The sequence below is a fragment of the Salegentibacter haimaensis genome (assembly GCF_054121495.1).
Window position 1 is genome coordinate 58,975 of record NZ_JBSYGH010000010.1, and the last position, 26,535, is coordinate 85,509.

Sequence of the window (26,535 nt, forward strand, 5' to 3'; positions counted from 1 at the left end):
GAACAAAAGAGTAGGCAGCGCCCTATGCTGTTTTTACTTGACGCTTAACTTCCCGTACACTATAAAAACAGCATAGGATCCGGCGCAAGTTATGGTAGATATTGGGGTCTTAAACACCATTTCAACCGTAATCTAAAACTACTTATAAGCTTTTCTAATCTTTAATAAAATTTGAGAAATTAAGGTCAATATGGGTAACTCCAACAAAGGCCCTATCACCAATGCAAGGGAAATTAATGGATCATTTGGAAAAGCGGTAAGAGAAACGGCCAGAGCAATAGGTGAGTTTCTTGCAAGAGTGGTTAAGCTCAGGCTTGCAGAATCCTTATAATTAAATTTTAATAGTAAGCTCGCAAAACGTCCTACCAGAAAATTAATCAAAAAGAACAGAAGCATTGGAATCAGAAGAATGTAAAATACGCTAAGATCTTTTGTTAAATATTCTCCCTGCGATGCAAACATAGCAACAATGGCCAAAGCCAAGAAAATGATTTGTGCAGTTTCGAAAAAAGGAAGAACTTTCTTGCGCATCAATTCTGTTTTTCTAAGTTTGGCACTCCAATATTTTATAAGCTGCGCAATTAGAAATGGAGCTAAAAGCACCAAGAGAATACTTTCCCATAAAATTGCTGTATCAACGGAGCCGGATTTCCCGAAAAACAGGAACAGATAAACCGGAAGAAGAATTAATTGTAAAATTAGATTTACCGGCAATACAGCTGTTGACAAGGAAGTATTTCCTTTGGCTATTCCCGGTAAAGATCAAGTACCAGTCCGTGCAGGGTGTTACCATTAACATTACAAAACCTATCCATAAACTCAAATGTTCTTGTAAAAGGAGTAATCCCAAAAGATAGGCACAGATTGGCGTCCAGAGGAAATTGATTATCAGATTTGCCGAGATGAATTTAAGATTGGAAAAACTGGAAAGTAGGTTTGTAAAGGGAATATTCAAAAACAAACCAAAAAGCATCACCATTAGGAATGGGACGATAAGATATTCCGAAAAACTTTTGATAACTGAAATTTGCCCAAGAAGTAAACCCACACCAACTGCTACCGCAATTATTAATGTGTGATATTTGTTTAATTTATTCAAAAAGGTTTTTATTTCGCAAGTTTTAAAATTTTAATTGCACCACGCATTACAAATGTGAAAACTATTCCTCCTATGATCAAATCAGGCCATTTACTCTCCAGAAAATAAACCAGGATACCAGCCAATATGACCCCGCCGTTTACAATAATATCATTTGAGGTAAAAATAGCACTGGCCTGCATATGGGCCTCCTTGCTTTTAGCCTTATTAATTAACCATAATGAAATTAAGTTTCCGGCAAGTGCTAGAGAGGAAATGATAATCATCCACTGAAATAAGGGAGTTTCACTACTCATAAAAAACCTACGCAAGACTTCTACGAATCCCAGAGTCGCTAAAAAAATCTGAAAATATCCACTGAACTTTGCGACTTTCTTTTTTCTAGAAACAGCACCTCCCACTGCAAATAAACTTAGCGCATATACTATCGAATCTGCCAGCATATCCAGTGAATCCGCAATAAGGCCCATAGAAGAAGATATCCAACCGGTGGTTATTTCAATAAGGAAAAAACCAAAATTAATACCCAACACCCACCAAAGGATATTTTTTTGCTTGGTTTCATCGTCTCCAATTGGAACTTCAGCCTCTTCTGACCCTTTAAATTTATCGCCTAATTTTAATTCTGAAATCGAGGAATTAATTACATCAACCGCTCCATGGTGATATACTTCCAGCTTCCTATTGGGAATATCAAAGTCCAGATATTTTATCTGTTCAAAAGTTTCCAATTTCATCCTGATCATCTGCTCCTCGGAAGGGCAGTCCATTTGACTGACTATAAAGGTGCTTTTTTTCATTTTTTATAAGCTAAAAGTCTTAATGCATTAAATACTACAAGGAGTGTGGAACCTTCGTGTATAACTACCGCTACTCCAATATTTGCAAAACCAAAAATTGTTGCTGGGATAAGCAAAGCCACAATTCCCAAACTTACCCAAAGGTTCTGCTTGATAATAGATTTAGATTGTCTACTCAATCCTATTGCAAAGGGAAGGGTTTCCAATTTATCGGCCATAAGAGCAATATCAGCGGTTTCTAAGGCGACATCACTTCCCGCAGCGCCCATAGCGATTCCTACGGTGCTATTTGCCATGGCAGGCGCATCATTAACACCATCGCCTACCATTGCTACTTTAGATTCTTTCTCTTTCAGTTTTTTAATTGCTTCTACCTTTTCTTCTGGCAATAAACTACCCCAGGCATCAGTCAATCCTATTTCTTCTGCTACTGCGTCTGCTACCTTCTGGTTATCACCAGTAAGCATGATCATTCGTTTAATACCTATTTCCTTTAATTCAGAAAGGGTCTTTTTTGCTGCCTCCCGTGGGGTATCCATTAAGGCGATGATGCCTATATATTCTTTATTTTTCCGAATAAGCATCGTTGTATTTCCACCACCTTCAAGACCACGCACTTTCGTAGTTATTTTGTCGGAAGGTGTACTCTCATCAAGCCCTTCGTACAGATCGAGGTTCCCAACATAGATCTTATCATTTCCTAATGTTGCTTTAATACCTTTCCCTAACACGGCTTCCAGATTGGAAGCATCCGGGATTTCCTCACCTTCCAGACGCTCCTTTCCATCACGAACTACAGCTTTTGCCAGGGGATGATCACTTAAACTTTCCACGGCTACTACTATCTTGAGAAGTTCATTGTCTGAAATATCCCCAAGGGCTACTACTTGAGTAAGTTTTGGCTTTCCTTCCGTTAGAGTTCCGGTCTTATCGAAGGCAAGAGCGGTCAGTTCTCCAAGATCTTCCAGTGGGCGGCCTCCTTTGATTAATACCCCACCGCGGGCGGCCCTGGCCACACCACTCAATACAGCACTGGGGGTCGAGATTGCCAATGCACAGGGACTTGCAGCTACCAGTACCGCCATGGCCCTGTAAAAGCTGGCGCTAAAAGGTTCGTCAATAACTAAAAAAGCGAACAAAAGAATCCCGACCAAAATAAGGACTGAGGGCACAAAATATTTTTCGAACCTATCGGTAAGCAACTGGGTTGGTGATTTTTGGGTCTGCGCTTCGTTGACTAGTTGCACCAATCGGGAAAGCGTTGAATCTTTGGCTGCTTTGATTACCTTTATTTCAAGGGTGTTGTTACCGTTAATTGTACCTGCAAAAACCCGGTTTTCATCGTTGATATCATCAACCTCTGAGTACTCCTTCTCAATATCTTCTACGGGAACTTTATCTACCGGTACACTCTCCCCGGTTATTGAAGCCTGGTTTACACTACTCTGTCCATCTACCACTACGCCATCTGCGGATATTTTAGTATTTGGTTTTACGACAATAATATCGCCTATATTTAGTTTTTCGATACCAACTTCTTCCGTCTTACCATCTTTTTTGAGCAGGGCTGTTTTTGGTGCCAGCTCTGCCAATGCGGCTATAGATTTTCGTGCTTTGTTCATTGCATAATGTTCCAATGCGTGCCCAAGACTAAAAAGAAATAGTAACAAGGCACCTTCAGCCCATTCGCCCAAAATAGCTGCTCCAATAGCTGCAACCAGCATTAGAAAGTCAATCTCAAATCCGCCTTTGGCTACAGTTTCCACAGCTTCTTTCGCGGTATAAAAGCCCCCAAAGAAATAGGCTCCAATATAAAGTGCAAGGCTCACCCATTGCGGAACTGATTCTACAAAGGATAATCCAAAACCTATTCCCAATAAAACACCACAAATGATAGCAAAAATAAGCTCTGTATTTTTCCCAAAAATACCTCCGTGGGAGTGGGAATGTTCTTCGCCGGCACCGTGGCTATCAGCTTCTTTTTGATTCTGGACATCCTTATCTTCATGCTGTTGTTCCTGACTCATCTTATTTCCTTTATTTAATTCATCAGAAGTTTTTTCTGAAGAATTAAAGCCATTTTCACGAAAAGAGGAGCTTTTCTTGACTTGTAAGTTTTCTTTTTCAAGCTTTGTGATTATCTCATTAAAAGTGGTCTTATGTTTATCATATTCTAAACGGATCATTCCTCCCGCATTGGCAGAAGCTTCCAACACACCTTTGATATTCAGCAGACTCTTTTCTATAGTCCTTGCATGTCGGGTATGTCTAATTCCATCGACTTCTATAAGAAGATGTCCATATTTCTCTGTAATTTTTGCTCCTGTCCTTTCTGCCAAAGATTGAATGCGATCAATAGAGATAACGTCAGGATCATAATGAAAACAAAGAAGTGGAACCGAATCTTCCTTTTCATCTGCTATATGAACCCTCTCAAGTCCTTCTTCGGCTTCTAGATCATTAATAAGTCTTTGTACACAGGTATCTTTTTCATTCGGCACCTGAGGTAGCAATACCGGAATTTTCAGTTGTAATTTTTTCATATCCCTATTGGTTTAAAATCCATCTGTTAGCCTCTTCCTTTTCGGTAAGGTCGAAATATTTAACTTCCGAGCAGTAAAAAAGTTAGTAGCTCCAACAGCCCATTGCTGCCATTCTTTCGCACCCACAAATGCCATTTTTCCATAATTGGAAATATGAGCTGCATCAACCTTTAAATCTTCCCACAAGCCTTTGAGATTATAACCCTTAAAATTAACCAGCTCAAAAAAGAAATCCACATTATCCCCATTTTTAACAATATTATGTATCAAGGGATTAATTTTTTCTGCATCCTCCTTAGTGATCTTACCATAGATAGTAGCGGGTATCAAATTGCTTTTTTCTGTTTTGGTTATATGGATCATAGTTATGTCTGTCTTTTAAGTGATGTTATACTTGATTTCTCTTCCTTTAGTATAGGCTTCCCAACCTTCCTTTGCTGCATAAGGTACAATGAGCAGTGCCGCGACAGGATCTGCCCACCACCAGCCCAGCCAGTTAACCAATAGTAAACCGGCAAGAACAACTACGGTTTGGTATAGGCAGATAAAGGTATCCTTGGCATCGGCAAGTAAAGCTGGGCTGTCCAGCTTATGTCCATATTTTCTTTTGAAATAGATAAGAATGGGATTGATAATTAGAGAAATAATTAAAATGATTAATCCCATAGTACTCCAACTTGCAGTTTCCTGACTAAGGAGTTTTGTGATTGAATCATACGAGATGAATATGCAGACCAACGTAAATGATACTGCAATTACATAAAGGGTGATCTTCTTGCGTTTTTTGACTTTTTCTTCGTCAATGCCCTTGAGCTCGCCATGCAGCCGCCAGCCTAAAGTGGCCGCACTTATCACTTCTATTGTACTGTCCAGTGCCCATCCTATAAGAGCAGAACTATTGGCAGTTATTCCTGCAATTAGAGATACTATTACTTCAATGGTATCATAAATGACATTCCATATTTGAAGCGTTCTTGCCTTTTTTAAATCGTTTTTTCTTTCCGTTTCCATAAACTGATTTTGGTAATCTCCATACTATATAGTTCCATTTTCACCTCTTTTTTATATGCTTCCTTGCTCTTCAAAAATTAAACACCACTACATTTCTCACATATTCCCTTTACTACCAGGTTTACATTTTCTGCCATATATCCCTCTGGCAGGTTAATATGTGGAATCTTATGATCGGTCAAACAAACAGTTTCATCACAATTATTGCAATGAAAGTGGATGTGTAAGTCCTGTTCTACTTCGCAATTACAATCACTTTCACAGAGCGCATATTTTGGTATGCCTGTGCCATCATCTATTTGATGCACAATGTCATTTGCTTCAAATGTGCGTATTGTTCGAGATAATGTAGCCCGATCTGCTTTTCCAAAAGCATTTTCAATTTCGGTAAGGGTTACAGCCCGATCTTTTTTAGCCATAAATTTATAGATCAGTATACGCATGGCTGTTGGACGAACTTCGTATGCCTCTAAAATTTTCTCAACTTCCTTCATTTTCATCCTTATTTGAGTCATATCGTTTCAAAGATTCCCCGGTTTTTATCTGGAAAGCATCTTCAATATCGGAAAGATAAATTATGCCATCACCTGGATCCGGTGTTTTCCCGTTTTCCAGCATGATATTGATAGCTGATTGGGCTTCTTCATTTTGACATACCAGTTCTAACTTTACCACCGGACTGTCGGTTACACGGAAATCTAAAGAAGGTGATGCGCCTTTTGCTTTAAATGCCCCCGTTCCTTCTCCCTGGGAAAGGGTCATACTCTTAAAACCACTATTACTAAGTGCTTCGATTACTTTTTGAACTCGTTTCGGTTTTATAAATGCTTTTATTTCTTTCATCGCTGTTTTAGTAATTCTTTATTAAGGATGAACCCTCTGGAACTTTAATTAAGACAAACATTTTACAGAGAGCCCATCTATCTAAATTTTTAAAGCTCAATTTAATGACCATGAGAGGTTTGGCTTTTCTGCATTTCAGACACCAGGTAGTAGGCATTGTTATACGCAACTAAAGTACCTTCTGGAAGGGGCTCCAACAGTTTAATTTCTACCCATCCATCTTCATTTATTCCCGTTCTAACCTGCACTGGTTTCAATTCCCATTCGGTTTCACCATCTTCCTGGTGTTTTTGGGCCGTAAAGATGTAGGGATTTCCTTCTTCTTCAATTATTGCTTCTTCCGGTAAGGCAGGAACAGCTTCTTCACCGGTCCTGATTTTTCCGTTTATATACATGCCCGGGATGAGGTAATCTTCTTTATTGTCTATTTCCGCGTGAACGTGTACCGCCTTGGGATTTTGCTCAAATTGTTTACCAACTGAATATATCGTTCCCGTTAAATTACTACCGGGAACTGATTCAAGTGTAAAAGATATTTTTTGACCTTCTTTTACTTTATAGATATCTTTTTCGAAAACCATTAGATCGGCGTGAACATGCTCATTGTCAACCACCATAAACATTCCGGTCTGTGGTTCTACATATTGTCCTATTTGCACCAAAACTTTTTCTATATAACCTCCAATAGGGCTTACTACTGGGATATATTCGTAAAGGTTACCACTTCTAACCTGGGAAGCATTTAGGTTTAACTGACGCAATTGGGATTCATAACTTTTCACTTCACCTTTTACAGACTGATAGTTTGATTGGGTTTGTTGAAATGTTTTTCCTGAACCCACTTCCGCTTCATACAGTCGTTTCTGTCTATCAAATTCTTTCTCCAAAAATTGCATTCTACTATACGCATTAATATAATCAGACTGCATCCTGGTCAAATTTGGGTGGGAAAGATAGGCTAGTACCTGACCTTTATTTACCTTATCCCCCTCAATAACTTTTATAGAAGTTATATTACCGCCTAAAATTGCCGTAACGGTAGCTTCATATTGAGGCGGCACTTCCAGTTGTCCATTGGCTTTCACTACGCCAGAAAGAGCTTTGGTAGGCAGGGAATCCACTTTAATCCCTAAACTATTGAATTTCATCTCTGAAAGATGTACCGCGCGCATCCCACCTTCTTCTTCACCGTGATTTTCCCCTCCTTCTTCACTGTGGCCTTCTTCTGCGTCGTCATTGTGGCCGTCATCGCCTTCGGCATGAGCAGCTTCTGTTTCTTGGGAAGTGTCTTCTCCCGCATCAGGATTTTCTTTACATCCAAAGAACAGGCTGAGCGTTAAGGCAAGCATTAGAATATTTATTGATCTTGTATTCATATCGATTTTCTTATTTTAATTTTTAATTTGAATTCTTAAGGTAATATTCCAGTTGGTAACGGCTGTCGAGATAATCGTTAAAAGCACTCCAGGCATTTACCTCGATTCTAATGGCATCTCTTATATTTTGGAGAAATGTCACATAATCGATAGCGCCTTCCTTAAAGGCCAGCACTGATCCATCTTGTTGCTCTTTGGCCAGCGGAAGTGCTTCATCCCTATAATAATTCCATGAGTTTCTCCATTTGATGTAGTCTTCACGCATATTTTTATAGGCGGTTTCCAGTTCGATTTTATCCTGATAAAAGTTTTGCTCTGCAATCTGTCTATTTACTTGTGCTTCCTGTGTACGGCCTAATTCCGGCCCAAAAAACAGCGGAATTTGAATTCCTATTTGATATTGGAAGAAACCCGATTGCCCGGCTATTTCCTGCCTACCGTACTGACCCTGAAATTTGGGCAAAAATTCAGATTTTCGTTCTCTGGTAACCGCTTTGGCAACATCTATCCTTTGTTCCGAAACCTGTAGCAACGGATGATTTTCAAGCGACTCTACCAGAAAGTTTAAAGGTTCGTCTAAAGTTTCAACAGGCAAATCTGGTACATCATAGATTGTGTCACTAACGAACCATAGGTTTAAACGCTGTATTGATTTCAGGTAATCTCGGTACGATTGTTCCAGCTGTATTTTAACCTCGTTCGCCTGGTTGGAGGTAGCAAGATATTCCAATTTGGAGGTGGCCTCTGTTTCATACCTGATTCTTGCAGCCCTTTCAATATCTTCAAAAATTGAATCCATTTTTCTATAAACCTGGAATGTCCTTTTAGTTGTATAAACCGAGGCCCAGGCCCTGCTTACTTCACGTTCAATTTCAATAGTAGATAACTCTAAGGCACTTTCAGCAAGGGCAACCCTTTCTTTCTGCAATTTTAACCGGGGGGCAATTCCAAAAATATCAATGCCTTGCTGTTGGACGCCAATTTGAGTATAGACCCCAGCAGAGCCATTTCCTACTTCTTCTTTTCCTGTAAAGATTTGGGTATTTCCAAAATCATAGGCGGTTTTACGCAATACTTCCTCACTTTCAATTTCAAGTTGAGCAGCTTTTAATTGCGGAAAGTTTTGGATTGCCATTTCTTTAGCCTCTTGCAAACTAATAGTTTGTAAAGAATCCTGTTGTGAATATTCAGATGACATTGCATCAGATTGTGCATTTACAGAAAAGGTTCCGCCTAAAACAAAGCCAATTATCAAAATCGTAGCTAAAGATCGTGAATTGGAAGAACCAAGCTTGTTCTGTTCCTTTTTCTCCCGTCTCTTCTCTACAAATGTATAAAGGACAGGAAGAACCACCAGCGTAAGCAAGGTAGCCGTAAGCATACCACCTATAACAACTGTAGCAAGTGGTTGTTGAACTTCTGCACCGGCAGATGTGGAAAATGCCATTGGTAAAAAACCGAAAATATCTGTTGTTGCTGTTAACATAATAGGTCGTATTCGTTCTTTGGTTCCTGTAAAAATTCTATCTCTTATACTGGTTACTCCTTCTTCTTTTAAAGAATTGAATCTATTTATTAGTACCAGTCCGTTTAAAACTGCAACACCAAACAGAACAATGAAGCCTACACCTGCGGAAATGCTAAATGGCATACCTCTTAACCAAAGGGCAAAAACACCTCCGATAGCAGCCAATGGTATCGCCATATAGATCATGATAGATTGGGAAAAAGATTTTAAGGCAAAATATAGAAGCACGAAAATCAGGAATAAGGCTATCGGTACCACAATCACTAATCGGTCTTTGGCACTCTGAAGGTTTTCGAACTCCCCTCCATAAGTAATATAATAACCTGGTGGCAATTCTAATTCCTCATCTAATTTTTGCTGAATGTCGTTCACCACAGACTCTACATCCCTTCCCCGGGCGTTTACACCCACATAGGTTCTTCTGTAGGTATCATCTCTTGAAATTTGCATAGGCCCCGGAACATACTCAATATCTGCTATTTCTTTTATAGGCACCTGAGTTCCGTCGGGAAGATCGATATACATTCCACGCAAGTCATCAATATTCTTTCTATGTTCCTCATCAAATCTTACTACTAAATCGAATCGCTTTTCTCCTTCAAAAATGACTCCTGCGGTTCCTCCCGCAAAAGCAGTACTTATATAATCATTTGCTTTTTGGATATCCAGGCCATATTGAGCAATTTTATCACGGTTAAATTTCACGGTCATTTGTGGCAGCCCAGATGTTCGTTCAGGATTAACATCTCCTGCTCCAGGTACGGTCTGGATAATATTAGCCATTTCCTGTACCTTTTCCGACAACACATCCAGGTCCTCCCCATATAGTTTAACCGCAATATCTTCTCTTACTCCTTCTAATAATTCGTTGAACCTTAATTCTACAGGTTGAGTAAACACCAGATTTACCCCTGTAAGTTCTTTATTCAGTTTTTCCTTGATCTGTGCTATAAGTGCTTCTTTAGTTTCAGCGCTTGTCCATTTATCCTTATCCTTTTCAAGGATCAGATACATATCTGCGATATCCATTGGCATTGGATCTGTAGGAATGTCGGCTACTCCAATCCTTGCGGTTACCGTTTTAATTTCAGGGAAATTTTCTAGGAGTATGTTTTCTATTTTTTTGGAAACTTCAATAGATTCTGTTAATGAACTCCCTGGTCTGATCAAAGCCTGCATGGCAATATCTCCTTCATCAAGTTGAGGCACAAATTCTCCTCCCATTCTGGAAAAGATAAAACCGGCTATCACAAGTAAAATGGCGGCGGCCCCAATAACAATGAGCTTCAGTTTTAATGCCCCTTTCAGTAAAGGCATATACACTTTTTGGATTCCACCAATTATCTTATCACTTAACCTTTCCAACCAGCGTTCAAATCTTCCAAACCAGTTCTTTTTATTCTGAATGGGTTTCATAAATAGGGCAGACATCATAGGGACATAGGTAAGACATAAGAAAATAGCTCCAATCATCGCAAAACCGAAGGTATAAGCCATAGGCTTAAACATCTTTCCTTCTACCCCCGTAAGAAAAAGTATAGGAGTGAATACAATAAGAATTATAATCTGTCCAAAAAACGCGGAACTCATCATCGTACTTCCCGCATCATAGGCTACTTCATCCATTTTAGCCTGAGTAAATTTCAGTTTTCCTGATCTAATCCGTTTTTGTATTTCATACACGGTTCCTTCGATGATAATCACTGCACCGTCTATAATGATTCCAAAGTCAATAGCGCCCAAACTCATTAGATTAGCCCAGACATTGAATTGTTTCATTAAAATAAAAGCAAAAAGCAGTGATAGTGGAATCGTGGTTGCGGTAATAAGACCACCTCTTAGACTACCTAATAATAATACAAGAGCAAAAATAACGATCAAGGCTCCCTCCAGTAAATTGGTTTTAACCGTGTCGGTAGTTCTTTCTATTAATTCACTGCGATCTATTATGGGATCTATGCTTAGGCCTTCAGGAAGGGATTTTTCCACCTCAGCCATCCTGTCTTTTACATCCTGGATCACAGCATTGGGGTTTGCTCCTTTAAGCATCATTATCATACCACCTACTGCCTCTTTCCCATCCTGGGTAAATGCCCCATAGCGAACCTGGCTCCCAAATTGGACATTCTCAGCTACATCCCCAATAGTAATCGGGATCCTGTTTTCGGTGCTTATCGCAATATCCCTGATATCATCTAACGAACGAATCAATCCTTCGCCCCGTATAAAATTGGACATCCGGTTTTTCTCGATATAAGCTCCGCCGGTATTCACATTATTTCGTGCAAGGGCTTCATATACATCAGAAATGCTTATCCCCATACTGTTCAACTTCTCAGGGTTGATGGCCACTTCATATTGCTTTATTGAACCTCCAAATGAATTTACTTCCACAACACCTTCCAAAAGGGTTAGCTGTCTTTTCACCAGCCAGTCCTGGATGGTTCGTAACTCCATAGGGGAATATTCGGTTTCATATCCCTCCTGGGGTTTGATCGTATATTCATAGATTTGGCCTAATCCTGTGGAAATAGGTCCCATGGAAGGGCTTCCGAATTTTTCAGGAATCGTTTCCCTTAGCTCATTAAGCTTTTCCTGCACTAATTGCCGGGGAAGGTAAGTGCCCATATCATCTTTAAAGACAATGGTAACCACCGATAGTCCAAAGCGCGAGACAGAACGGATCTCCGTCACTCCGGGCAGGTTTCCCATAGAAAGTTCAACGGGATAGGTTACAAATTGTTCTATATCCTCGGTAGCCAGATTGGGAGATTGTGTAATTACCTGAACCTGATTGTTTGTGATGTCTGGTACCGATCCAAGATTTACGGTAGCCATAGACCAAATACCGGTACCGATAAGAGCTAAGGTGAGTAGGCCAATAATAAATTTATTATTGATAGAAAATGATATGATTCTATTAATCATAAAAGAAAATTTAATTCAATTAAAGTATTCCAGGGTGTTGCAGGATTTGCCATACAGCTGATTAGTCCTGGAAGAAATAGGATAAAAGGATTGAAAAAAAAGGATATAAGTATCCTTCTAAATTGAATTAAACTCTTGGAGGTTGTAAAATAGAATGAGGAATTTCTTTTCCTAAACTATCAAAGTGAAGAAATAGCTCAGAAGAGATGCTGGCTATAAAAGGTTGAAATTCCGCAGAATCAAATTTCACGGTGTGCACATGGCAGCAATGACAGCTACAGAAGGGAGGACAGAGATCTGCCGTTTGATCGTGAGAATGATCTGGATCCATGTCTTGAAAATTAACCACCGAGATCTCTGTATCAGGATTTAAGGTAGACGCACTATCATTACAGGCTAAAAAATTAAGCCCTAAAACATAGAAAGATAATATGACAGCGATTATTTTCACAAGCACAAATATAAGGAATAATAGATGCACAGGGTATGCAAAAATATCCTGGTATCCGATTCGGCGAACACTCTGTTTTAAAATAAAAATCACCTAATATCACCAAATATGAAGCCATAAGGTTTTAGAAACCCTCAATTTAAATCCAGAAATTTCCAAAGAAAATTATCAAATGGCTTTGATGTTAATTAAAGTTAAAATTTAATTACTCGAAAAATTTACTGAATATGTGTTACCCCGGTGTTACCCAAACAAAAAAAGCCGACTCCTAAAAGTCGGCTTTTCCCTTGCTGTGCGGGCGAAAGGACTCGAACCTTCACACATTGCTGCACTAGATCCTAAGTCTAGCGTGTCTACCAATTCCACCACGCCCGCATTTTCAATTTACAACACTTAGGACTCGTTGTAAATGCACTTACTTGTTGTAAGCGGATGCAAATATACACAAATGTTTCAATTCACAAATAGTCCGCAAAAATTTTTTTTACCTTTATCTCAGTTTAAAAATTGAACGATGAAAGACATTACTACATACATTGAAGAAAACAAAGATCGCTTTATAAGCGAACTCATTGATCTTCTGAAAATTCCATCGGTAAGTGCCGACTCAAAACATAAACCCGATATGCTCAAAACCGCCGAAGCGGTGAAGGAAAAACTTTTGGAAGCCGGCTGTGATTCGGCTGAAATTTGTGAAACTCCGGGTCATCCTGTGGTCTATGGCGAAAAGATTATCGATAAAAAGCTCCCAACAGTACTGGTTTATGGGCATTATGATGTGCAACCTCCAGACCCGCTTGATTTATGGAATTCCCCGCCTTTTGAACCGGTGATCAAAAAAACCGAAATTCATCCTGAAGGAGCCATCTATGCCAGGGGCGCCTGTGACGATAAAGGCCAGATGTATATGCACGTGAAAGCCCTGGAATATATGACCAAAAACGATGCGCTTCCCTGCAACGTGAAATTTATGATCGAAGGAGAAGAAGAAGTGGGCAGTGAACATCTTAATTGGTTCATTGAAAATAATAAAGAAAAACTTGCCAATGATGTAATCCTGATTTCAGATACCGGGATGATCGCCAAAGATACGCCTTCTATCACCACAGGCCTGCGCGGCCTCAGCTATATGGAAGTGGAAGTTACCGGCCCTAACCGGGACCTTCATAGCGGACTTTACGGCGGAGCGGTGGCTAATCCTATTAACATACTATCCAAAATGATCGCCTCGCTTCAGGATGAGGACAACAGAATTACCATTCCAGGATTCTACGATAATGTAAAGGAATACAGCGAAGCTGAAAGAGCTAAAATGGCTGAAGCTCCCTACGATGAAGAAGAATACAAAAAGAAACTCGATATAGCTGAAGTTCACGGGGAAAAAGGCTTTTCAACCCTGGAACGGGCCTCTATTCGTCCCACACTGGACGTAAACGGAATTTGGGGCGGTTATATTGGCGAAGGTGCCAAAACCGTTTTGCCTTCAAAAGCATACGCTAAAATTTCTATGCGACTGGTAAGCGATCAAAACTGGGAGAAGATCAGCAGGCTTTTTACAGAGCATTTTGAAAGTCTTGCCCCGAAATCGGTTAAGGTAAAGGTTAACACCCATCACGGCGGGCAGGCCTATGTCACCCCAATCGACACTTTGGAATATCAGGCGGCTAATGATGCTTATAAGGAAGCTTTCGGAAAGGAACCAATTCCACAACATAGTGGCGGTAGTATTCCAATAGTTTCGCTTTTTGAAGAACAATTAAAAAGCAAAACCATCTTGATGGGCTTTGGGTTTGATACCGACGCCATCCACTCTCCCAATGAGCACTTTGGGATTTGGAATTATTTAAAAGGAATTGAAACCATTCCCTTATTCTACAAACACTTCACAAAGCTGAAGCAGGCAGAATAAAGACTATTTTAATTCGAACTAACTTAAACCTCACAGGTCTTCGAGACTTGTGAGGTTTTTTTAATTCATAATGGTATATTTGTATATAATATACATTTTGCATATTATATACAAAAAAGCCAGGCAATGAGAAAAAATATAGATGTAGATGAAACAACTCTGAAGAAAATCAAGATTATCTCAGCTTATGAAAATAAAAGTGTAAAAGCTCTTCTGGAAGAAGCCATTACTACTTATGTAAAATTAAAAGAAAGGGAAAAATTTGAGCAAATGACAGATGAGGAGAAAGAAGACATTGGGCTACTGCTTTTAATGCAACAAAATGATCCTGAAGATTTGGTTTCTGAAGAAGAAATCCTCAATCTGCTTGATGAATGATCTTAAACTATAACAGAAAATTTCTGAAAGATCTGGAGTGGGTAAAAGATAAAAAGATCAAACTTGCACTGAAGAAAAAAATTCTGAATTTAAAAGAAGCATCAGATTTAAGTAAGGTTAAAGGAATCAAAAAAATTAAAGCTCACCCTGATGCTTATCGCATTAGAATTGGTAAATACAGATTGGGATTATTTTTTTCCGGGGGGAAAATAATCCTGCAGCGATTCCTAAAACGCGAAGATATTTATAAGCTATTTCCGTAAGTAGGGAACTACACCTTTTTCACAAATTTGGTAAGGATCACAATTTGTTGTCCCTCTACCTTACCTTCGATCTGATCAGGGTTATCGTGAACCAGGGATACCCGTCGAACTGCAGTGCCTCGTTTTGCGGTTAAACTGCTGCCTTTCACATTCAGGTCTTTGGTAAGCACTACAGTATCTCCGGCTTCGATCACCGCACCGTTGCTATCGCGATGCACAGTTTCTGCAGAAGTTTCATCCTTCTTAATTCGCTTTTGCGCAAAAACTTTCAGCTCGTCATCCATATACATCATATCCAATAGGTCCTGCGGCCAGCCTTCAGCCTTAAGATAAGTAAGCATTTGCCAGGCTGCAACCTGCACGGCCGGCACGCTGCTCCACATCGAATCATTAAGACATCGCCAGTGATTTGGCTCTGCTTTTTCAGGATCTTCAAATTGTTCTCTGCAAACCGCACAAATCATAAAACTTCCATCTATTTCCTCTCCCGGGAAATCCTCAAAAGTGTAAATACTTAGGTTTTCTTTATTTCCGCAGAGCTCGCAGGTGGAGTCGCTGCGTTGTTTCAATTCTTTTTCCAGGTTCATCGATGGAGATTTAAAGTGGCGAAGTTACAATTTTAGACCCCGAACTTACCAGGGTTAAATTTAACATTATAAAAATGTACAGGCTCATTTAACAGAAATAGATAGGTGCCCATGTTATTTTTTAAACTGTTTTTCCAATTTCTCCGGATTCTGCCTGCTATCCCAAATAATCAAAACAAAAATCTCATCCTTAGTTGTTTCGTAAATAAGCAAATATGTACGAACAACCTTAATCCTAATATCCTAAAAATCTGTTGGTTTCCCTATTTCAGGATAGTTAGAAATTAACTTTTCAACTTCCTTGAATAAGTCTGCGAGTTTCCTGCTGTATACTTTAGATTTATTTCTCTTTATCCAATATTCCAGGATTTCTTTTCTATCATTTTGCGCTCTAAAAGACCAAATTACTTTTTTAGCTATTCGTCAATTTCCTCATTGGCTTGCTCACTCGTAAGGTAATCTCCATTATCAATCTGCTCCCTGGCTTCAAGTATGGCAGATTTTTGATCCTCACTCAAATTATAGATATCCTGGGTTTTATTTTCTCGTCCCAGGTATTGATAAAGTTCCTGAAGCAAACTTTTGTTGGTTGAGGAATTGATCTCCCTAATCAACTTTTCTCTAATTTCAGCAGTTTTCATCGCATTAAGATTTACTACAAGTTATGAAATTCCGGGCGAACTAATAGATTTTTTAATCCGGCAATAACCCAACATTTTATTCAATTTCCCCTTCAATAAAATCATTCACCCTTTCCTCCAAAATCGGTAACGTAACCACACCCTGCTCCAGGATCACTTCGTGAAAGTCCCGCACATCGAATTTAGCTCCCAGAGCTTCCTCGGCTCTTTTTCTCAGTTCCCTGATCTTTATCTCGCCAATCTTATAGGAAACCGCCTGCCCCGGCCAGGAGATATAGCGATCTACCTCAGTGTTGATATTATGCATAGAAAGCGCCGTATTTTTCCTGAAATATTCCACAGCCTCTTCCCTGCTCCAACCCATCGCGTGAATTCCTGTATCGATCACCAACCTGCAGGCCCGCCACTGCTCGTAAGTGAGTTTCCCGAAGCGCTCGTAAGGGGTGCGGTAGATGCCCATCTCTTCAGCCAGGGTTTCCGAATAAAGTCCCCAGCCTTCCCCGTAGGCCGATAAATACATATTTCTTCGGAATTTTGGGATGCTATCCCCCAGCTCAGCATTAAGGGCATTTTGCAGGTGATGCCCCGGCACAGCTTCGTGTGCGGTAAGCGAGGGTAACACATAAAGCGGACGATTTGGCAAATTATAGGTATTCACCCAATAATAACCCGGCTGGGTTTCGTCGGAAGCACCAATATATCTTCCAGTGGTGTATTTTGGAGCGATGGCATCAGGCACCGGCGCTACCCCATAAGGTTTCCGCGGAAGGGTTTTAAAATACGCCGGAAGCTTCGCGTCTATTCGTTTAGAAATATCCCGGGCTTCCTTCAGCAATTCTTCTGGCGTTGTCGCGTAGAATTGTTCATCGGTTCTCAGAAAATGAATAAAATCTTCAAAACTCCCATCAAATTCAACTTCTTTGATAATCTCTTTCATGTCAGCATTGATACGAGCTACCTCATCGAGGCCGATTTGATGAACCTCTTCTGCAGAAAGATTTAGGGTAGTGTAATAATCGAGTCTGTTTTGATAATATTCCCGCCCGTTTGGAATTTCTGAAACCCCAAGCTCAGTGCGGGTATTTGGCAAATATTCATTCTCGAAGAAATCCTTTATACGCTGAAACTTTGGCACTACATTTTTAGAAATAGCCTCTTCCGCAGCAGTTAAAACCGAATCTTTTTGAGCTTCTGAAAGTCCGCGCGGAAGGTTCTCAAAAGGCTCGAAGAAATAGCTTTCCCGGGGAGAGTCCACTAGCTGATCGTTATAAGTTGACTCATAGCCTTCAAAGATCACCCTTGGTTGAGTGATACCCTTTTCTAGGCCTTTCCGAAGCAAAACCAGATGTTGGTCTACATAGCCCGGAATCGCATTTAGTTTATTGAGATAAGATTTTACTTGCGAATAATTGTTGAGATCCCGCACCTGGTAGGCCAGACTCAAATGGAATCCCGCATCAGAAAGCAGCGGATTAAGATAAGCCTCGTACTCATAACTATCTACATCTTCCTGAAGTTTGAATTTCAGCAATTCCAAAGAGATCTTTTCGGTTTCGCTAAGGGATTCGGTATTGATTTTTTCCAGTTCTGCGATACGCGCCTGGGCAAATTCTGCCTGATTTTTATAGTGTTCTTCGGTATAAAGTCCCAGGGGAAATTCCTCCCGATCATAGAATTTATGTTCCTGAACCGTTTGTATGATGGAATCAAGTTTTGCCGATTCAGTTTGAGACAGAAGTAAATTACTGAATAGAAAAACTGAAAGAAAAAGAAGGTATTGAATTCTGGTTCTCATATATGAAGTGGATATGGGTTAAAGATAAGAAAGCTTTTGAATTCAAACTTTAATTCCCCATCACCCGCTCTCCCAGCTGAGCCAGAAGCTCTTTTGCATCTCCCCGGGTTTTGGGAGTTTCTTCAGCCATAATTTCTCCGTTTTCTTCTACCAGTTTATAATTAAAAGCGAATTCAGAATCGGCACGTGGAATAGGATCAAGGGTCCCGAAGCGGAGGTCGTTGAAATATAGCTCGCCTTCTTTCTCTGAAATCGTATACCAGCCTTCAGATATTTTGATGAGTCGTTGTACATTTCTTTTGTCTTTCCAATCACCCAGCAAATGATGATTTTTGGGGTATGCTACAAATTGAATGGGTTTTGAATCGAAGAGGGAATAATCTCCAATTAAATAAGAATCCTCCACCTCAACATTGGCAGTCCACAAAATCGTATTGAGCGGGGCCGGTTTGGTTTCGATCTTTTTATACGCAATTCTCTGCTCAGCAAGGGCGTTGGTGAATTTATTATAGGTATAGAGTTTTAAACCGGGAGTGATGATGAGCAGATAAATACTGGAAATAATAAGCCCGAGATTATTATACTTTCTGCGCTTTCGGGATTCCCGTTTTTGTCGCATTGCCATAATTAGAAATACCAGAAACGGCAAAGTGTACAGCGGATCTATAACAAAGATATTTTTATAAGCCAGCCTCACTTCCAGCGGCCACAAAAGTTGGGTTCCCCAGGTGGTATGCGCATCCAGCAACGGATGCGTGACCAGCCCCCAAAACATCAACCAGGACCAGTTTTTCCAGGTAGCGACCGACTTTCTTTCGATTTTCGATATAAGCCAGCCAAAAACCGGAGCGAAAAGAACCGAGAATACAATAGAATGTGTAAATCCGCGGTGTATTTCTATCGCGGTGATGGTATCGGTAAAAGCACCGGCGAAAGTATCAAGATCGGGAATGGTTCCGGCTATTGCGCCGTAAAGCATTGCCTTATTCCCCACTTTTCTGCCGAGTACGGCCTCGCCCACTGCGGCACCGAGAACTATTTGAGTTAATGAATCCATAGTTTAAATTCCAAACCTGACAGGTTTTAAAAACCTGTCAGGTTTAAAAGCTCGATTTAATTTTTAATCATCCACAATTTCCATTTTCCGAAGCAAAAAAGACGCATTCATATTCTGGCAAATCCCGTCTTTGAACTTATAGTCGAAAAACAATTCATCGTTTACAATCTCGGCATCGAAATAATGGTTTTTCACCTGGGGTAATTCCGAAGTGATCTCGCATAGACTCAAATCGTGGGTAGCGATGATCCCCGTTGATTTCGATTTCACCAGTTTTCTGATAAATTTTTTAGAGCCCGATGCCTTATCGCTGCTATTAGTACCTTTCAGAATTTCATCGAGAATGATGAAATAGCGATCGGTTTTAATTTCGTCTACAATAAATTTCAGGCGTTTTAATTCAGAAAAGAAATAAGACTCATCGTCACTTAAAGAATCGCTGGTGCGCATACTGGTGATGAGTTTAATCGGCGAATATTTACAGCTCTCAGCACAAACCGGAAGCCCGATATTGCTCATTAAAATTTGCAAAGAAACCGTGCGCAAAAAAGTACTTTTTCCGGCCATATTCGCCCCGGTGATGATAAAAAACTCTTCACTATTTATGCTGAAATCATTTGCCACCCGCTTTTTAGGATCCAATAATGGGTGCGCGAGGGCGGTGGCTGAAATCCCGTTTTCTTCAGCTGTGATTTCCGGAAAAACATAGGTTGGATGGTTAAAGGAAAAATTACCCAGCGAGTTGAGGGCGTCGGTGGCTTCAATTACTTCAAACCAGTGTTTTACATTTTGCCTGTAAGTGCCAATCCATTTTTCAAGTTTATAACTTTGACGCAGGTCCCAAAGCAAAAATCCGTTGCCAAAAATTCCAAAAATCACATTGTTGCGCTGGTCCAGGGCATCAATGGCTTTAGAAAACTCTTTAAAAATTGCCGAAGCCTTTTTCTTTTCACTGCGAATAAGCTGCTGATTCTCCTTCAAAATTTCAGAAGAAAATTCCTCACTTTCCAACAAGGCCAGCAAATGATGATATTGATGAAAAGTATCCTGCACCTTGCTCACACTGCCCGAAAGCAGGTTGATCTTTTTCAGGTAAATTCCGGTAAAGAGCAAACCTGAGAGAAACCACAGGAAAAGGTGAATGCCTTTTAAATAATCGAGGGAATAGCCCAGAATTACCAGCAGTGAAAGCACAGAAAAAACGCCGGGCAACCACTTCATATAAGACGGCACGAATTTTCTGTAATTTTTCAACCATTTTACTACGATTTTAGAAGGCGTTTCGGTTTTCACCAATCCAGCCAGGGCGGTGAATTCCTGCCGCCATTTAGGTTTTTGTTCCAGTTCTTTGATCGCCTCTTGTTTCTGCGGAATTCCTTCGATAGAATTTTCAGTTAAAATCGCCGCCAGTTTTTTGGTTCCCTCGTAAAGCGCGGTGCGGTTAAGGTATTGAAAGAAAGAACCCCTTCCGAAGAGATCGATATCCTGACTAAATTCGTGCATCGAATCTTCAAATTCGGTGCCTTCAGACAAATCCTGAAAATTGCGGGTTTTGATGATATCAATTTCTACTTCATTGAGCCTGATGAGTTCTTGCTGTTTATCGGCCTTATCCTTAAGGTCGCTATGCCGGGAAACCAGGAATAGGAAAATTGCAATCCCGCCAATTACCACAGGAACTATAACATTATAATTTCCGAAGAAATAATAAACCAGAAAGGCAATAAATAAAAAAACCAGCAGCCTGATTAAACTCGAGACTAATAACTTTTTGGATAATTGTGAGAGTTGGGATTGATGGGATTTCTTTTGATTTATATAAAATTCTAAAACCTGTTTCATTGTAAATTTTGAAGTTCCTGCTGTTGCTTTTTTGTTAGCCCGCTCACCACCAACTTATAAGAATGATCGATGAGCTCGAAGACCAGCTTTTTTTCTAAATATCCGTCTAAGATAAGGCTATTCCAGTGTTTTTTGTTCATATGATATCCGGGAAGAATATGTTCTTCATAAGTTTCCCGCAATTCGATAGCCCGTTCGGGATCGCATTTGAGGTTTACCGATAATGGCACCTCATCCAAACCGGCCAGGGCAAACATTTTTCCCATAACCTTAAACACCAGTGTATCTGGCCCGAAAGGAAGTTCTTCAGTCACCCCTTTTTTGCTGAGACAGTAATTCCTAAAAGTTTCAATATCCATAAGCCCCGCCCTGGCCCTCCCCCTGAAGGGGAGGAAAAAAAATGATTAAAAATTATTTTCCGATTTCCCCCAAATGCGTGAATTTAAATCCGGTTTCGTATTTGAGTCCGTAGCCCAACATTCTGTCAAAAGAAGCGTGAGCAAATAAAATTATGCCTGATAATTGAAAAATTTGATCCTCAATACTAAAGCCCAAAAACCAGACTAAAATTGCCAGTCCTTTATGGTGAAAAATATTATAGAGAAGAGCTCCAAATTTATTTCCGAAGAGATAACCCAACATCCCGAGATCGGGAGCGAGAAAAAACAGCAAAAACCACCACCAGGCAAAATCGAGCTGACTAAAGGCAAAGATTGCCAGAAGCAACATCGCTAGTTCTTCCAGTTTTAGGATTACTTTCATAATTACATAAGTTTGTATAAAACAGGTTTTGAAGGAGTCGCATCATTTTCAAAAGAAGCGATTTGAAGATTCAGCAAATACTCCCCATCGGGTATTGAATTCGGCACATAAATAAGTTCGGTAATTGTAGCTTCAAATCGGGTATTTTTAGGATAATTCCAGAAAGCTTTATGGGCCAGCAGTTTCCCGTCATCTTTTTCCTTATCTACCGAGGGCAGGTCGATAAGCAGATGCTCAACCCCACAATCCCGAATGTAAGTTGCGGCGTTTTCACTTAAGAAGGGCCAGTTGGTATGAGAATATTTCCTGCTGCGTTTTTCGATATAATTGGGCAGGGTTCTAATCACCAAAGCCTCAGTTTCTCCGTTTTTCAAAAGCTTTTGAACCATTGCCTGGGTGATTTCCATATCTTCCAGCCATTTTTCAGGAGTTACAGAGATCACTTTTGCGGTAAAGAAAAAGTTTTTCAGGGTTTGATTAATGCTAAGAAATTCCCGGGTAATGTGTCCCACACATTCGGTATGCGTTGCGTGTGCGTGCGGATTGAATTGCACGTTATTGAAATTCACCGCAGAGCCTTCAGAAACCTTCCCGATAAAATCCCCATCTTTCACCGGCTCGATTACCGGAGACCCCAGATACCAGGCAATAGGATTTTTGGCATCCCCTCGTAAACCCAGGGAAATATCCAGAGGTTTAGAAAGGTCTATCGTATAAGTTTTGTCTTTATGAATAATGTTGGCCAGCATTTCGTAAAATTACGAAAAGGGGGAGAAAATTTGCTTTTATTCGAACAGCGTAATCGGAATATATTCCTAAGGAATTTTTAATTTTTTTTAATTTATCTCTTGATCCAGTTTTCAATTTTGATACCCTGAATTCTTTTAAATTCACCAAGATTCTCAGTGACCATAATCAATTTGTGGGAAATCGATGTTGTTCCAATGAATAAATCCAAATCACTTATCATTTTCCCTAGTTTTCGGAGCCTCACCTTTTCCTTTGCGTAAAGATTTATCGAATTAAATATTGGTAGAATATTAATTTGATCTGAAAATTTTTCTACTAAAATCGTATTGCTCTCAGGGTGCGGACTATTTTCTGCACCAAACATCAATTCTGCCAATGTGATTTCAGAAATCGCGAAATTTTCCACACCACTAGCCTTCAATTTTTCTTTTAGATTAAATCTACCTCTAAGGAAATGAATACAAATATTGGTATCTAAAAGGTATTGCATTATTAAAATTCGGTTGACTGTTTTTCAATTCGTGAAGCTCGAATTTCTGAAATTATTTCATCTGAATCCCTGGTATCCATCCAGGCTCCAAACAGTTCGTCGAGCTTTGAATTATTTTTTGATGAATTTTCCATTGAAGCTGTCAATTTAGAAATGAGTTGTTTTTTTGATTTAATATCAAAGCTATTAAGTAAACTAAAATACTTTTCCAGAAGTTTATTTGAAATAATTAAATCTGCCATTGGAATTCTTTAGGTTATTACAAGATAATAAAAATCAGGCTTTTAATTTTGAGCTTTAACAATTCAAAACTATTGCGGAATATAAAAAAGATCAGCCGCAATGCCGTCACTGAGGAATTTGCCTTTGGGGGTGATATGGAATACCCCGTCCAGCTCTTCCAAAAGTTGTTTTTGCTGAAGAGGCTCAGCATTTTGAAGTAAATGCTGCCAATAATCGGCTCCAAATTTCTCTTTCACCTCAACAATTGAAACCCCGAATTTAGTGCGCAGTCGCGTCATCACATACTCATTGAATTTATCGGCAATGGAAAGCTCTTCGGTTTGCTGCGGAAGCTGGTCTTTTTCCAGGGCTTTTATGTAAAGGCTGTTATTGCTAATATTCCATTTTCTCGAATTCCCATCGTACGAATGCGCCGAAGGACCTATTCCCAGATAGGGTTTTCCCAACCAATAAGCAGTGTTGTTCTGTGAAAAATAACCCGGTTTGCCAAAATTGGAAAACTCGTAATGTTCAAAATTGTTTTTTTTGAGAGTCTCCACCAGAATTTCAAAATGTCGCCGGGCAACAGCATCATCTACTGGTTTTACTTTGCCTTTTTCGATGAACTTTTGAAGCGCGGTATTCGGTTCTACAGTAAGCGCGTAACTGGAAATATGCGGCACGCCAAGCTGCAGAGCGATTTGCAGATTCTCTCTCCAGCGCTCATCGCTCATCCCTGGCACGCCGTAAATTAGGTCGATTGAAATATTATCGAAATACTTTTTAGCCAGTTCGATGCTTTCCAGCGCTTCCTTCGAATTATGGGCGCGGTTCATCAGTTTTAAATCTTCTTCAAAAAAAGACTGCACTCCAATGCTAAGCCGGTTGATTTTGGACTCGGCCAGGCTTTTTAATTTTTCTTCTGAAAGATCGTCGGGATTGGCTTCCAGAGTGATTTCAGGATTTTCTGCAATCTTGAAATTGGAATAGATCGTCTCAAAAATGCGTTCCAGTTCTTCAATAGTGAGTAAACTCGGGGTCCCTCCTCCAAAATAGATGGTTTTTATCTCAGCACCTGGCAATTCTTCCTTCCGAAGTTCCAGTTCCCTGCACAGCATTTCTACCACCTGGTCTTTTTTCTTTAGCGAAGTCGAAAAATGAAAGTCGCAGTAATGACAGGCCTGTTTGCAGAAAGGGATGTGGATGTATAGGCCGGCCCCACCCAGCCTCCCCAAAGGGGAGGAGTTTTTATCATTACTCTCTAACAAATTTCCGTTCAAATTTAAATTAATTAGGATTTCTTATTCCCCCTTTGGGGGTTAGGGGGCTTGACTCTAGCATTATTCTGCTTCACAAATGCTTCCCAGCCCGAGTAACTCTTGCCGATCTCGGTTCGGCCTGAATTGTAAAAATGACAAACCGCTGCGGCCAGCCCATCGGTTGAGTCGAGATTTTTAGGTAAAGATTTCAGTTTTAGTAGGCTTTGAAGCATTTTGGCTACCTGTTCCTTACTGGCGTTTCCGTTTCCGGTGATCGCCATCTTTATTTTCTTCGGAAGATATTCAGTGATGGGAATTTGACGGGAAAGCCCGGCGGCCATCGCCACGCCCTGTGCCCGACCCAACTTCAGCATAGATTGCACGTTTTTTCCGAAAAAAGGCGCCTCTATCGCGATCTCGTCGGGGTTGTAAGTGTCGATGAGTTCTATGGTACGCTCAAAAATGAGCTTTAATTTGATATAGGGATCTGAATATTTGCTGAGCTGCAGTTCGTTGAGTTGCAAAAACTGCATCTTTTTGTTTTCCACCTTAATGAGTCCGAAGCCCATAATCGTGGTTCCGGGGTCGATGCCTAAAATAATTCTTTCGCCTTTCAAAATCGCAGATAGGGTTTAAAGCCGTCAAAAATTACGTAATTTCGGGCGGCCAGGCAAAGCTAAGGAATTCTAAGGGCCAATGATAATTTTCGTATTCATAAGTATCGCTTACCTCGTGCTCGTGATCTTCCTGATCTACGGCTGGAAGCAAATCCCGGAATTTTCACCCGATTTTTCTCCTGCGGAAACCGTTTTCTCGGTCATTATCCCTTTTCGAAATGAAGCTGAAAATCTACCGCATTTGCTACAATCGCTGGCCGACTTGAAGTACCCTTCAGATAATTTTGAGATCTTACTGGTGAATGATGCTTCAGGCGATGACTCGGTTAAAATCTGCGTGGAATTTCAGCAAAATCATCCTGAAATTAGGATAAAAATTCTGGAAAATAATCGCCTGTCGAATTCGCCAAAAAAAGACGCAATCACCACTGCAATTAAAGAGGCTAAATTCGAATACATCCTAACAACCGATGCCGACTGCAGTGTCCCAATGCTCTGGCTGCAGACTTTTAATGATTTTATAAATAAAACCAAATCGAAACTGATTGCAGGTCCAGTAATCACAAGCCCCCCTCTAACTCCCCCCGAAGGGGGGAAAATAAGACCCGCACACATTTTTGAAGAATTGGATGTTTTAAGTTTGCAAGCGGCCGGGGCAGGTGCTTTTGGAATCGGGCAGGCTTTTATGTGCAACGGGGCAAATTTGTGTTACCGCAAAGAAGCTTTTCTGGAAGTTGAAGGTTTCAGGGGGAATGATGCGATCGCTAGCGGAGATGATGTGTTTTTGCTTCAGAAATTTCAGCAGAAAAAATTTAAAATGGCCTTTTTGAAAAGCAGGGAGGCCATTGTGCAAACCCGGCCACAGGAAAATTTGCAGGCATTGATTTCTCAACGCGTACGCTGGGCCGCGAAAACTCCGGCGTACAGCTCGCTTTTTGCAAAATTTGCGGGCGCCACGGTTTTATTGATGAATGCCGGACTCGTTCTGGGAGCGGTTTTGTCTTTAATGGAAATCTGGCCTTATTATCCGGTACTTATTATTTTTCTTTTAAAATTTAATTTTGATTTCGGGCTTCTATATCTTTCAGCCAAATTTTTCCAACGTGAGGAAGTCCTGCGTAGCTATTTTTGGAGCAGCCTGGCTTATCCGTTTTTTTCAACTTACGTGGCGTTTAAATCCCTGGTTGCAGGATATGAATGGAAAGGAAGGAAGTTTAGAAGTTAGAAGTACGAGGTTAGAAGTATGAGGTTAGAGGTACGAAGGTAGAAGTACGACATTAGTTTTAGGAAGTGAGAAGGATTAATTAGTACCTATACATCAATTATTAACTTGAAAAAAGGCAACCTTAAACAGGCAAGGTCATACTGGTAACGGGGAACGGGT

27 protein-coding genes and 1 tRNA gene are annotated in these 26,535 nt (G+C 40.2%); 4 read left to right on the forward strand and 24 right to left on the reverse strand.

Annotated elements, in window-relative coordinates; genetic code table 11:
• Window positions 1–138: 138 nt before the first annotated feature.
• The 12 genes from ACW6QP_RS10615 to ACW6QP_RS10670 all read right to left on the reverse strand — a co-directional run bounded on the left by ACW6QP_RS10615 (window position 139) and on the right by ACW6QP_RS10670 (window position 12,954).
• Window positions 139–729, reverse strand: a complete 591-nt coding sequence (locus tag ACW6QP_RS10615; RefSeq protein ID WP_457910851.1) for an arsenic resistance protein — start codon at window positions 727–729, stop codon at window positions 139–141.
• Window positions 635–979 (reverse strand): hypothetical protein, encoded by a 345-nt coding sequence (locus tag ACW6QP_RS10620; RefSeq protein ID WP_457910936.1) that lies wholly within the window; start codon window positions 977–979, stop codon window positions 635–637. Before ACW6QP_RS10620 ends, ACW6QP_RS10615 begins: the two co-directional genes overlap by 95 nt.
• A 128-nt stretch (window positions 980–1,107) precedes the next feature.
• Window positions 1,108–1,899: a cation transporter gene (locus ACW6QP_RS10625; protein WP_282018585.1), complete on the reverse strand. Its 792-nt coding sequence runs from the start codon at window positions 1,897–1,899 to the stop codon at window positions 1,108–1,110.
• The gene (locus ACW6QP_RS10630; protein ID WP_457910852.1) at window positions 1,896–4,442 is read right to left on the reverse strand and encodes a heavy metal translocating P-type ATPase; all 2,547 of its coding nucleotides are present in this window, start codon (window positions 4,440–4,442) and stop codon (window positions 1,896–1,898) included. Before ACW6QP_RS10630 ends, ACW6QP_RS10625 begins: the two co-directional genes overlap by 4 nt.
• A 12-nt stretch (window positions 4,443–4,454) precedes the next feature.
• On the reverse strand, window positions 4,455–4,805 hold the full coding sequence (locus tag ACW6QP_RS10635) for a SpoIIAA family protein (protein WP_231563351.1): 351 nt from the start codon (window positions 4,803–4,805) through the stop codon (window positions 4,455–4,457).
• A 15-nt stretch (window positions 4,806–4,820) separates the two neighbouring features.
• Window positions 4,821–5,453 carry a cation transporter gene (locus ACW6QP_RS10640; RefSeq protein WP_037321285.1) on the reverse strand — a complete coding sequence of 211 codons (633 nt, stop codon included), beginning with the start codon at window positions 5,451–5,453 and terminating at the stop codon, window positions 4,821–4,823.
• A 77-nt stretch (window positions 5,454–5,530) separates the two neighbouring features.
• Entirely contained in the window at window positions 5,531–5,947 is a 417-nt protein-coding gene (locus ACW6QP_RS10645) for a Fur family transcriptional regulator (protein WP_457910853.1), read from the reverse strand.
• Window positions 5,934–6,296, reverse strand: coding sequence for a P-II family nitrogen regulator (locus ACW6QP_RS10650; RefSeq protein WP_421811497.1), 363 nt, complete (start codon window positions 6,294–6,296; stop codon window positions 5,934–5,936). Before ACW6QP_RS10650 ends, ACW6QP_RS10645 begins: the two co-directional genes overlap by 14 nt.
• Before the next feature lie 101 nt (window positions 6,297–6,397).
• Window positions 6,398–7,672, reverse strand: coding sequence for an efflux RND transporter periplasmic adaptor subunit (locus ACW6QP_RS10655; RefSeq protein ID WP_457910854.1), 1,275 nt, complete (start codon window positions 7,670–7,672; stop codon window positions 6,398–6,400).
• A 22-nt stretch (window positions 7,673–7,694) separates the two neighbouring features.
• Window positions 7,695–12,128, reverse strand: a complete 4,434-nt coding sequence (locus tag ACW6QP_RS10660; RefSeq protein ID WP_457910855.1) for a CusA/CzcA family heavy metal efflux RND transporter — start codon at window positions 12,126–12,128, stop codon at window positions 7,695–7,697.
• Between the two features lie 127 nt (window positions 12,129–12,255).
• Window positions 12,256–12,672, reverse strand: a complete 417-nt coding sequence (locus ACW6QP_RS10665) for a DUF6660 family protein (protein ID WP_457910856.1) — start codon at window positions 12,670–12,672, stop codon at window positions 12,256–12,258.
• Window positions 12,673–12,872: 200 nt separating this feature from the next.
• Window positions 12,873–12,954, reverse strand: a tRNA-Leu gene (locus tag ACW6QP_RS10670).
• 139 nt (window positions 12,955–13,093) lie between these two features.
• On the opposite strand from ACW6QP_RS10670, the gene ACW6QP_RS10675 reads away from it, so the two are divergent.
• The 3 genes from ACW6QP_RS10675 to ACW6QP_RS10685 all read left to right on the forward strand — a co-directional run bounded on the left by ACW6QP_RS10675 (window position 13,094) and on the right by ACW6QP_RS10685 (window position 15,129).
• The gene (locus tag ACW6QP_RS10675; protein ID WP_457910857.1) at window positions 13,094–14,488 is read left to right on the forward strand and encodes a dipeptidase; all 1,395 of its coding nucleotides are present in this window, start codon (window positions 13,094–13,096) and stop codon (window positions 14,486–14,488) included.
• A 126-nt stretch (window positions 14,489–14,614) separates the two neighbouring features.
• Window positions 14,615–14,866, forward strand: a complete 252-nt coding sequence (locus tag ACW6QP_RS10680; protein ID WP_457910858.1) for a hypothetical protein — start codon at window positions 14,615–14,617, stop codon at window positions 14,864–14,866.
• Window positions 14,863–15,129, forward strand: a complete 267-nt coding sequence (locus ACW6QP_RS10685; protein WP_457910859.1) for a type II toxin-antitoxin system RelE family toxin — start codon at window positions 14,863–14,865, stop codon at window positions 15,127–15,129. Before ACW6QP_RS10680 ends, ACW6QP_RS10685 begins: the two co-directional genes overlap by 4 nt.
• A gap of 8 nt (window positions 15,130–15,137) precedes the next feature.
• On the opposite strand, the gene ACW6QP_RS10690 is transcribed toward ACW6QP_RS10685, so the two are convergent.
• From ACW6QP_RS10690 to ruvC, 12 genes are all read right to left on the reverse strand, one after another.
• Complete coding sequence (locus ACW6QP_RS10690) at window positions 15,138–15,716, reverse strand: PhnA domain-containing protein (protein ID WP_457910860.1); 579 nt, start codon at window positions 15,714–15,716, stop codon at window positions 15,138–15,140.
• 416 nt (window positions 15,717–16,132) lie between these two features.
• Window positions 16,133–16,357: a hypothetical protein gene (locus ACW6QP_RS10695; protein ID WP_457910861.1), complete on the reverse strand. Its 225-nt coding sequence runs from the start codon at window positions 16,355–16,357 to the stop codon at window positions 16,133–16,135.
• A gap of 76 nt (window positions 16,358–16,433) precedes the next feature.
• Window positions 16,434–18,152 (reverse strand): DUF885 domain-containing protein, encoded by a 1,719-nt coding sequence (locus ACW6QP_RS10700; RefSeq protein ID WP_457910862.1) that lies wholly within the window; start codon window positions 18,150–18,152, stop codon window positions 16,434–16,436.
• A gap of 49 nt (window positions 18,153–18,201) precedes the next feature.
• Entirely contained in the window at window positions 18,202–19,209 is a 1,008-nt protein-coding gene (locus ACW6QP_RS10705; protein WP_457910863.1) for a metal-dependent hydrolase, read from the reverse strand.
• Between the two features lie 63 nt (window positions 19,210–19,272).
• Window positions 19,273–21,051, reverse strand: coding sequence for a MutS-related protein (locus ACW6QP_RS10710; protein ID WP_457910864.1), 1,779 nt, complete (start codon window positions 21,049–21,051; stop codon window positions 19,273–19,275).
• Window positions 21,048–21,410, reverse strand: a complete 363-nt coding sequence (locus ACW6QP_RS10715) for an MmcQ/YjbR family DNA-binding protein (RefSeq protein ID WP_457910865.1) — start codon at window positions 21,408–21,410, stop codon at window positions 21,048–21,050. Before ACW6QP_RS10715 ends, ACW6QP_RS10710 begins: the two co-directional genes overlap by 4 nt.
• A gap of 52 nt (window positions 21,411–21,462) precedes the next feature.
• Window positions 21,463–21,813, reverse strand: a complete 351-nt coding sequence (locus tag ACW6QP_RS10720) for a DUF4260 domain-containing protein (RefSeq protein WP_457910866.1) — start codon at window positions 21,811–21,813, stop codon at window positions 21,463–21,465.
• Between the two features lie 2 nt (window positions 21,814–21,815).
• Entirely contained in the window at window positions 21,816–22,562 is a 747-nt protein-coding gene (locus tag ACW6QP_RS10725; protein WP_457910867.1) for a cyclase family protein, read from the reverse strand.
• A 92-nt stretch (window positions 22,563–22,654) separates the two neighbouring features.
• Window positions 22,655–23,053: a PIN domain-containing protein gene (locus tag ACW6QP_RS10730; RefSeq protein WP_457910868.1), complete on the reverse strand. Its 399-nt coding sequence runs from the start codon at window positions 23,051–23,053 to the stop codon at window positions 22,655–22,657.
• Between the two features lie 2 nt (window positions 23,054–23,055).
• Window positions 23,056–23,295, reverse strand: coding sequence for a hypothetical protein (locus ACW6QP_RS10735; protein WP_457910869.1), 240 nt, complete (start codon window positions 23,293–23,295; stop codon window positions 23,056–23,058).
• 69 nt (window positions 23,296–23,364) lie between these two features.
• Window positions 23,365–24,501: a radical SAM family heme chaperone HemW gene (gene hemW, locus ACW6QP_RS10740; RefSeq protein ID WP_457910937.1), complete on the reverse strand. Its 1,137-nt coding sequence runs from the start codon at window positions 24,499–24,501 to the stop codon at window positions 23,365–23,367.
• 65 nt (window positions 24,502–24,566) lie between these two features.
• Window positions 24,567–25,151, reverse strand: coding sequence for a crossover junction endodeoxyribonuclease RuvC (gene ruvC / locus ACW6QP_RS10745; protein ID WP_457910870.1), 585 nt, complete (start codon window positions 25,149–25,151; stop codon window positions 24,567–24,569).
• 79 nt (window positions 25,152–25,230) lie between these two features.
• Here ruvC and ACW6QP_RS10750 point away from each other — a divergent pair, with 79 nt between their 5' ends.
• Complete coding sequence (locus ACW6QP_RS10750; protein ID WP_457910871.1) at window positions 25,231–26,376, forward strand: glycosyltransferase family 2 protein; 1,146 nt, start codon at window positions 25,231–25,233, stop codon at window positions 26,374–26,376.
• The last annotated feature ends 159 nt before the right edge of the window (window positions 26,377–26,535 follow it).

What these genes read in the sequence shown, in the direction of transcription:
- ACW6QP_RS10720 (WP_457910866.1), bottom strand. Translation starts at nt 21,813, where the DNA reads ATGAAAGTAATCCTAAAACTGGAAGAACTAGCGATGTTGCTTCTGGCA.
- ACW6QP_RS10725 (WP_457910867.1), bottom strand. Translation starts at nt 22,562, where the DNA reads ATGCTGGCCAACATTATTCATAAAGACAAAACTTATACGATAGACCTT.
- ACW6QP_RS10635 (WP_231563351.1), bottom strand. Translation starts at nt 4,805, where the DNA reads ATGATCCATATAACCAAAACAGAAAAAAGCAATTTGATACCCGCTACT.
- ACW6QP_RS10710 (WP_457910864.1), bottom strand. Translation starts at nt 21,051, where the DNA reads ATGAAACAGGTTTTAGAATTTTATATAAATCAAAAGAAATCCCATCAA.
- ACW6QP_RS10685 (WP_457910859.1), top strand. Translation starts at nt 14,863, where the DNA reads ATGATCTTAAACTATAACAGAAAATTTCTGAAAGATCTGGAGTGGGTA.
- ACW6QP_RS10625 (WP_282018585.1), bottom strand. Translation starts at nt 1,899, where the DNA reads ATGAAAAAAAGCACCTTTATAGTCAGTCAAATGGACTGCCCTTCCGAG.
- ACW6QP_RS10750 (WP_457910871.1), top strand. Translation starts at nt 25,231, where the DNA reads ATGATAATTTTCGTATTCATAAGTATCGCTTACCTCGTGCTCGTGATC.
- ACW6QP_RS10735 (WP_457910869.1), bottom strand. Translation starts at nt 23,295, where the DNA reads ATGGCAGATTTAATTATTTCAAATAAACTTCTGGAAAAGTATTTTAGT.
- ACW6QP_RS10640 (WP_037321285.1), bottom strand. Translation starts at nt 5,453, where the DNA reads ATGGAAACGGAAAGAAAAAACGATTTAAAAAAGGCAAGAACGCTTCAA.
- ACW6QP_RS10645 (WP_457910853.1), bottom strand. Translation starts at nt 5,947, where the DNA reads ATGAAGGAAGTTGAGAAAATTTTAGAGGCATACGAAGTTCGTCCAACA.
- ACW6QP_RS10695 (WP_457910861.1), bottom strand. Translation starts at nt 16,357, where the DNA reads ATGAAAACTGCTGAAATTAGAGAAAAGTTGATTAGGGAGATCAATTCC.
- ACW6QP_RS10690 (WP_457910860.1), bottom strand. Translation starts at nt 15,716, where the DNA reads ATGAACCTGGAAAAAGAATTGAAACAACGCAGCGACTCCACCTGCGAG.
- ACW6QP_RS10655 (WP_457910854.1), bottom strand. Translation starts at nt 7,672, where the DNA reads ATGAATACAAGATCAATAAATATTCTAATGCTTGCCTTAACGCTCAGC.
- ACW6QP_RS10650 (WP_421811497.1), bottom strand. Translation starts at nt 6,296, where the DNA reads ATGAAAGAAATAAAAGCATTTATAAAACCGAAACGAGTTCAAAAAGTA.
- ACW6QP_RS10730 (WP_457910868.1), bottom strand. Translation starts at nt 23,053, where the DNA reads ATGCAATACCTTTTAGATACCAATATTTGTATTCATTTCCTTAGAGGT.
- ACW6QP_RS10680 (WP_457910858.1), top strand. Translation starts at nt 14,615, where the DNA reads ATGAGAAAAAATATAGATGTAGATGAAACAACTCTGAAGAAAATCAAG.
- ACW6QP_RS10715 (WP_457910865.1), bottom strand. Translation starts at nt 21,410, where the DNA reads ATGGATATTGAAACTTTTAGGAATTACTGTCTCAGCAAAAAAGGGGTG.
- ACW6QP_RS10705 (WP_457910863.1), bottom strand. Translation starts at nt 19,209, where the DNA reads ATGGATTCATTAACTCAAATAGTTCTCGGTGCCGCAGTGGGCGAGGCC.
- ACW6QP_RS10700 (WP_457910862.1), bottom strand. Translation starts at nt 18,152, where the DNA reads ATGAGAACCAGAATTCAATACCTTCTTTTTCTTTCAGTTTTTCTATTC.
- ACW6QP_RS10660 (WP_457910855.1), bottom strand. Translation starts at nt 12,128, where the DNA reads ATGATTAATAGAATCATATCATTTTCTATCAATAATAAATTTATTATT.
- ACW6QP_RS10675 (WP_457910857.1), top strand. Translation starts at nt 13,094, where the DNA reads ATGAAAGACATTACTACATACATTGAAGAAAACAAAGATCGCTTTATA.
- ACW6QP_RS10630 (WP_457910852.1), bottom strand. Translation starts at nt 4,442, where the DNA reads ATGAAAAAATTACAACTGAAAATTCCGGTATTGCTACCTCAGGTGCCG.
- ACW6QP_RS10620 (WP_457910936.1), bottom strand. Translation starts at nt 979, where the DNA reads ATGGTGATGCTTTTTGGTTTGTTTTTGAATATTCCCTTTACAAACCTA.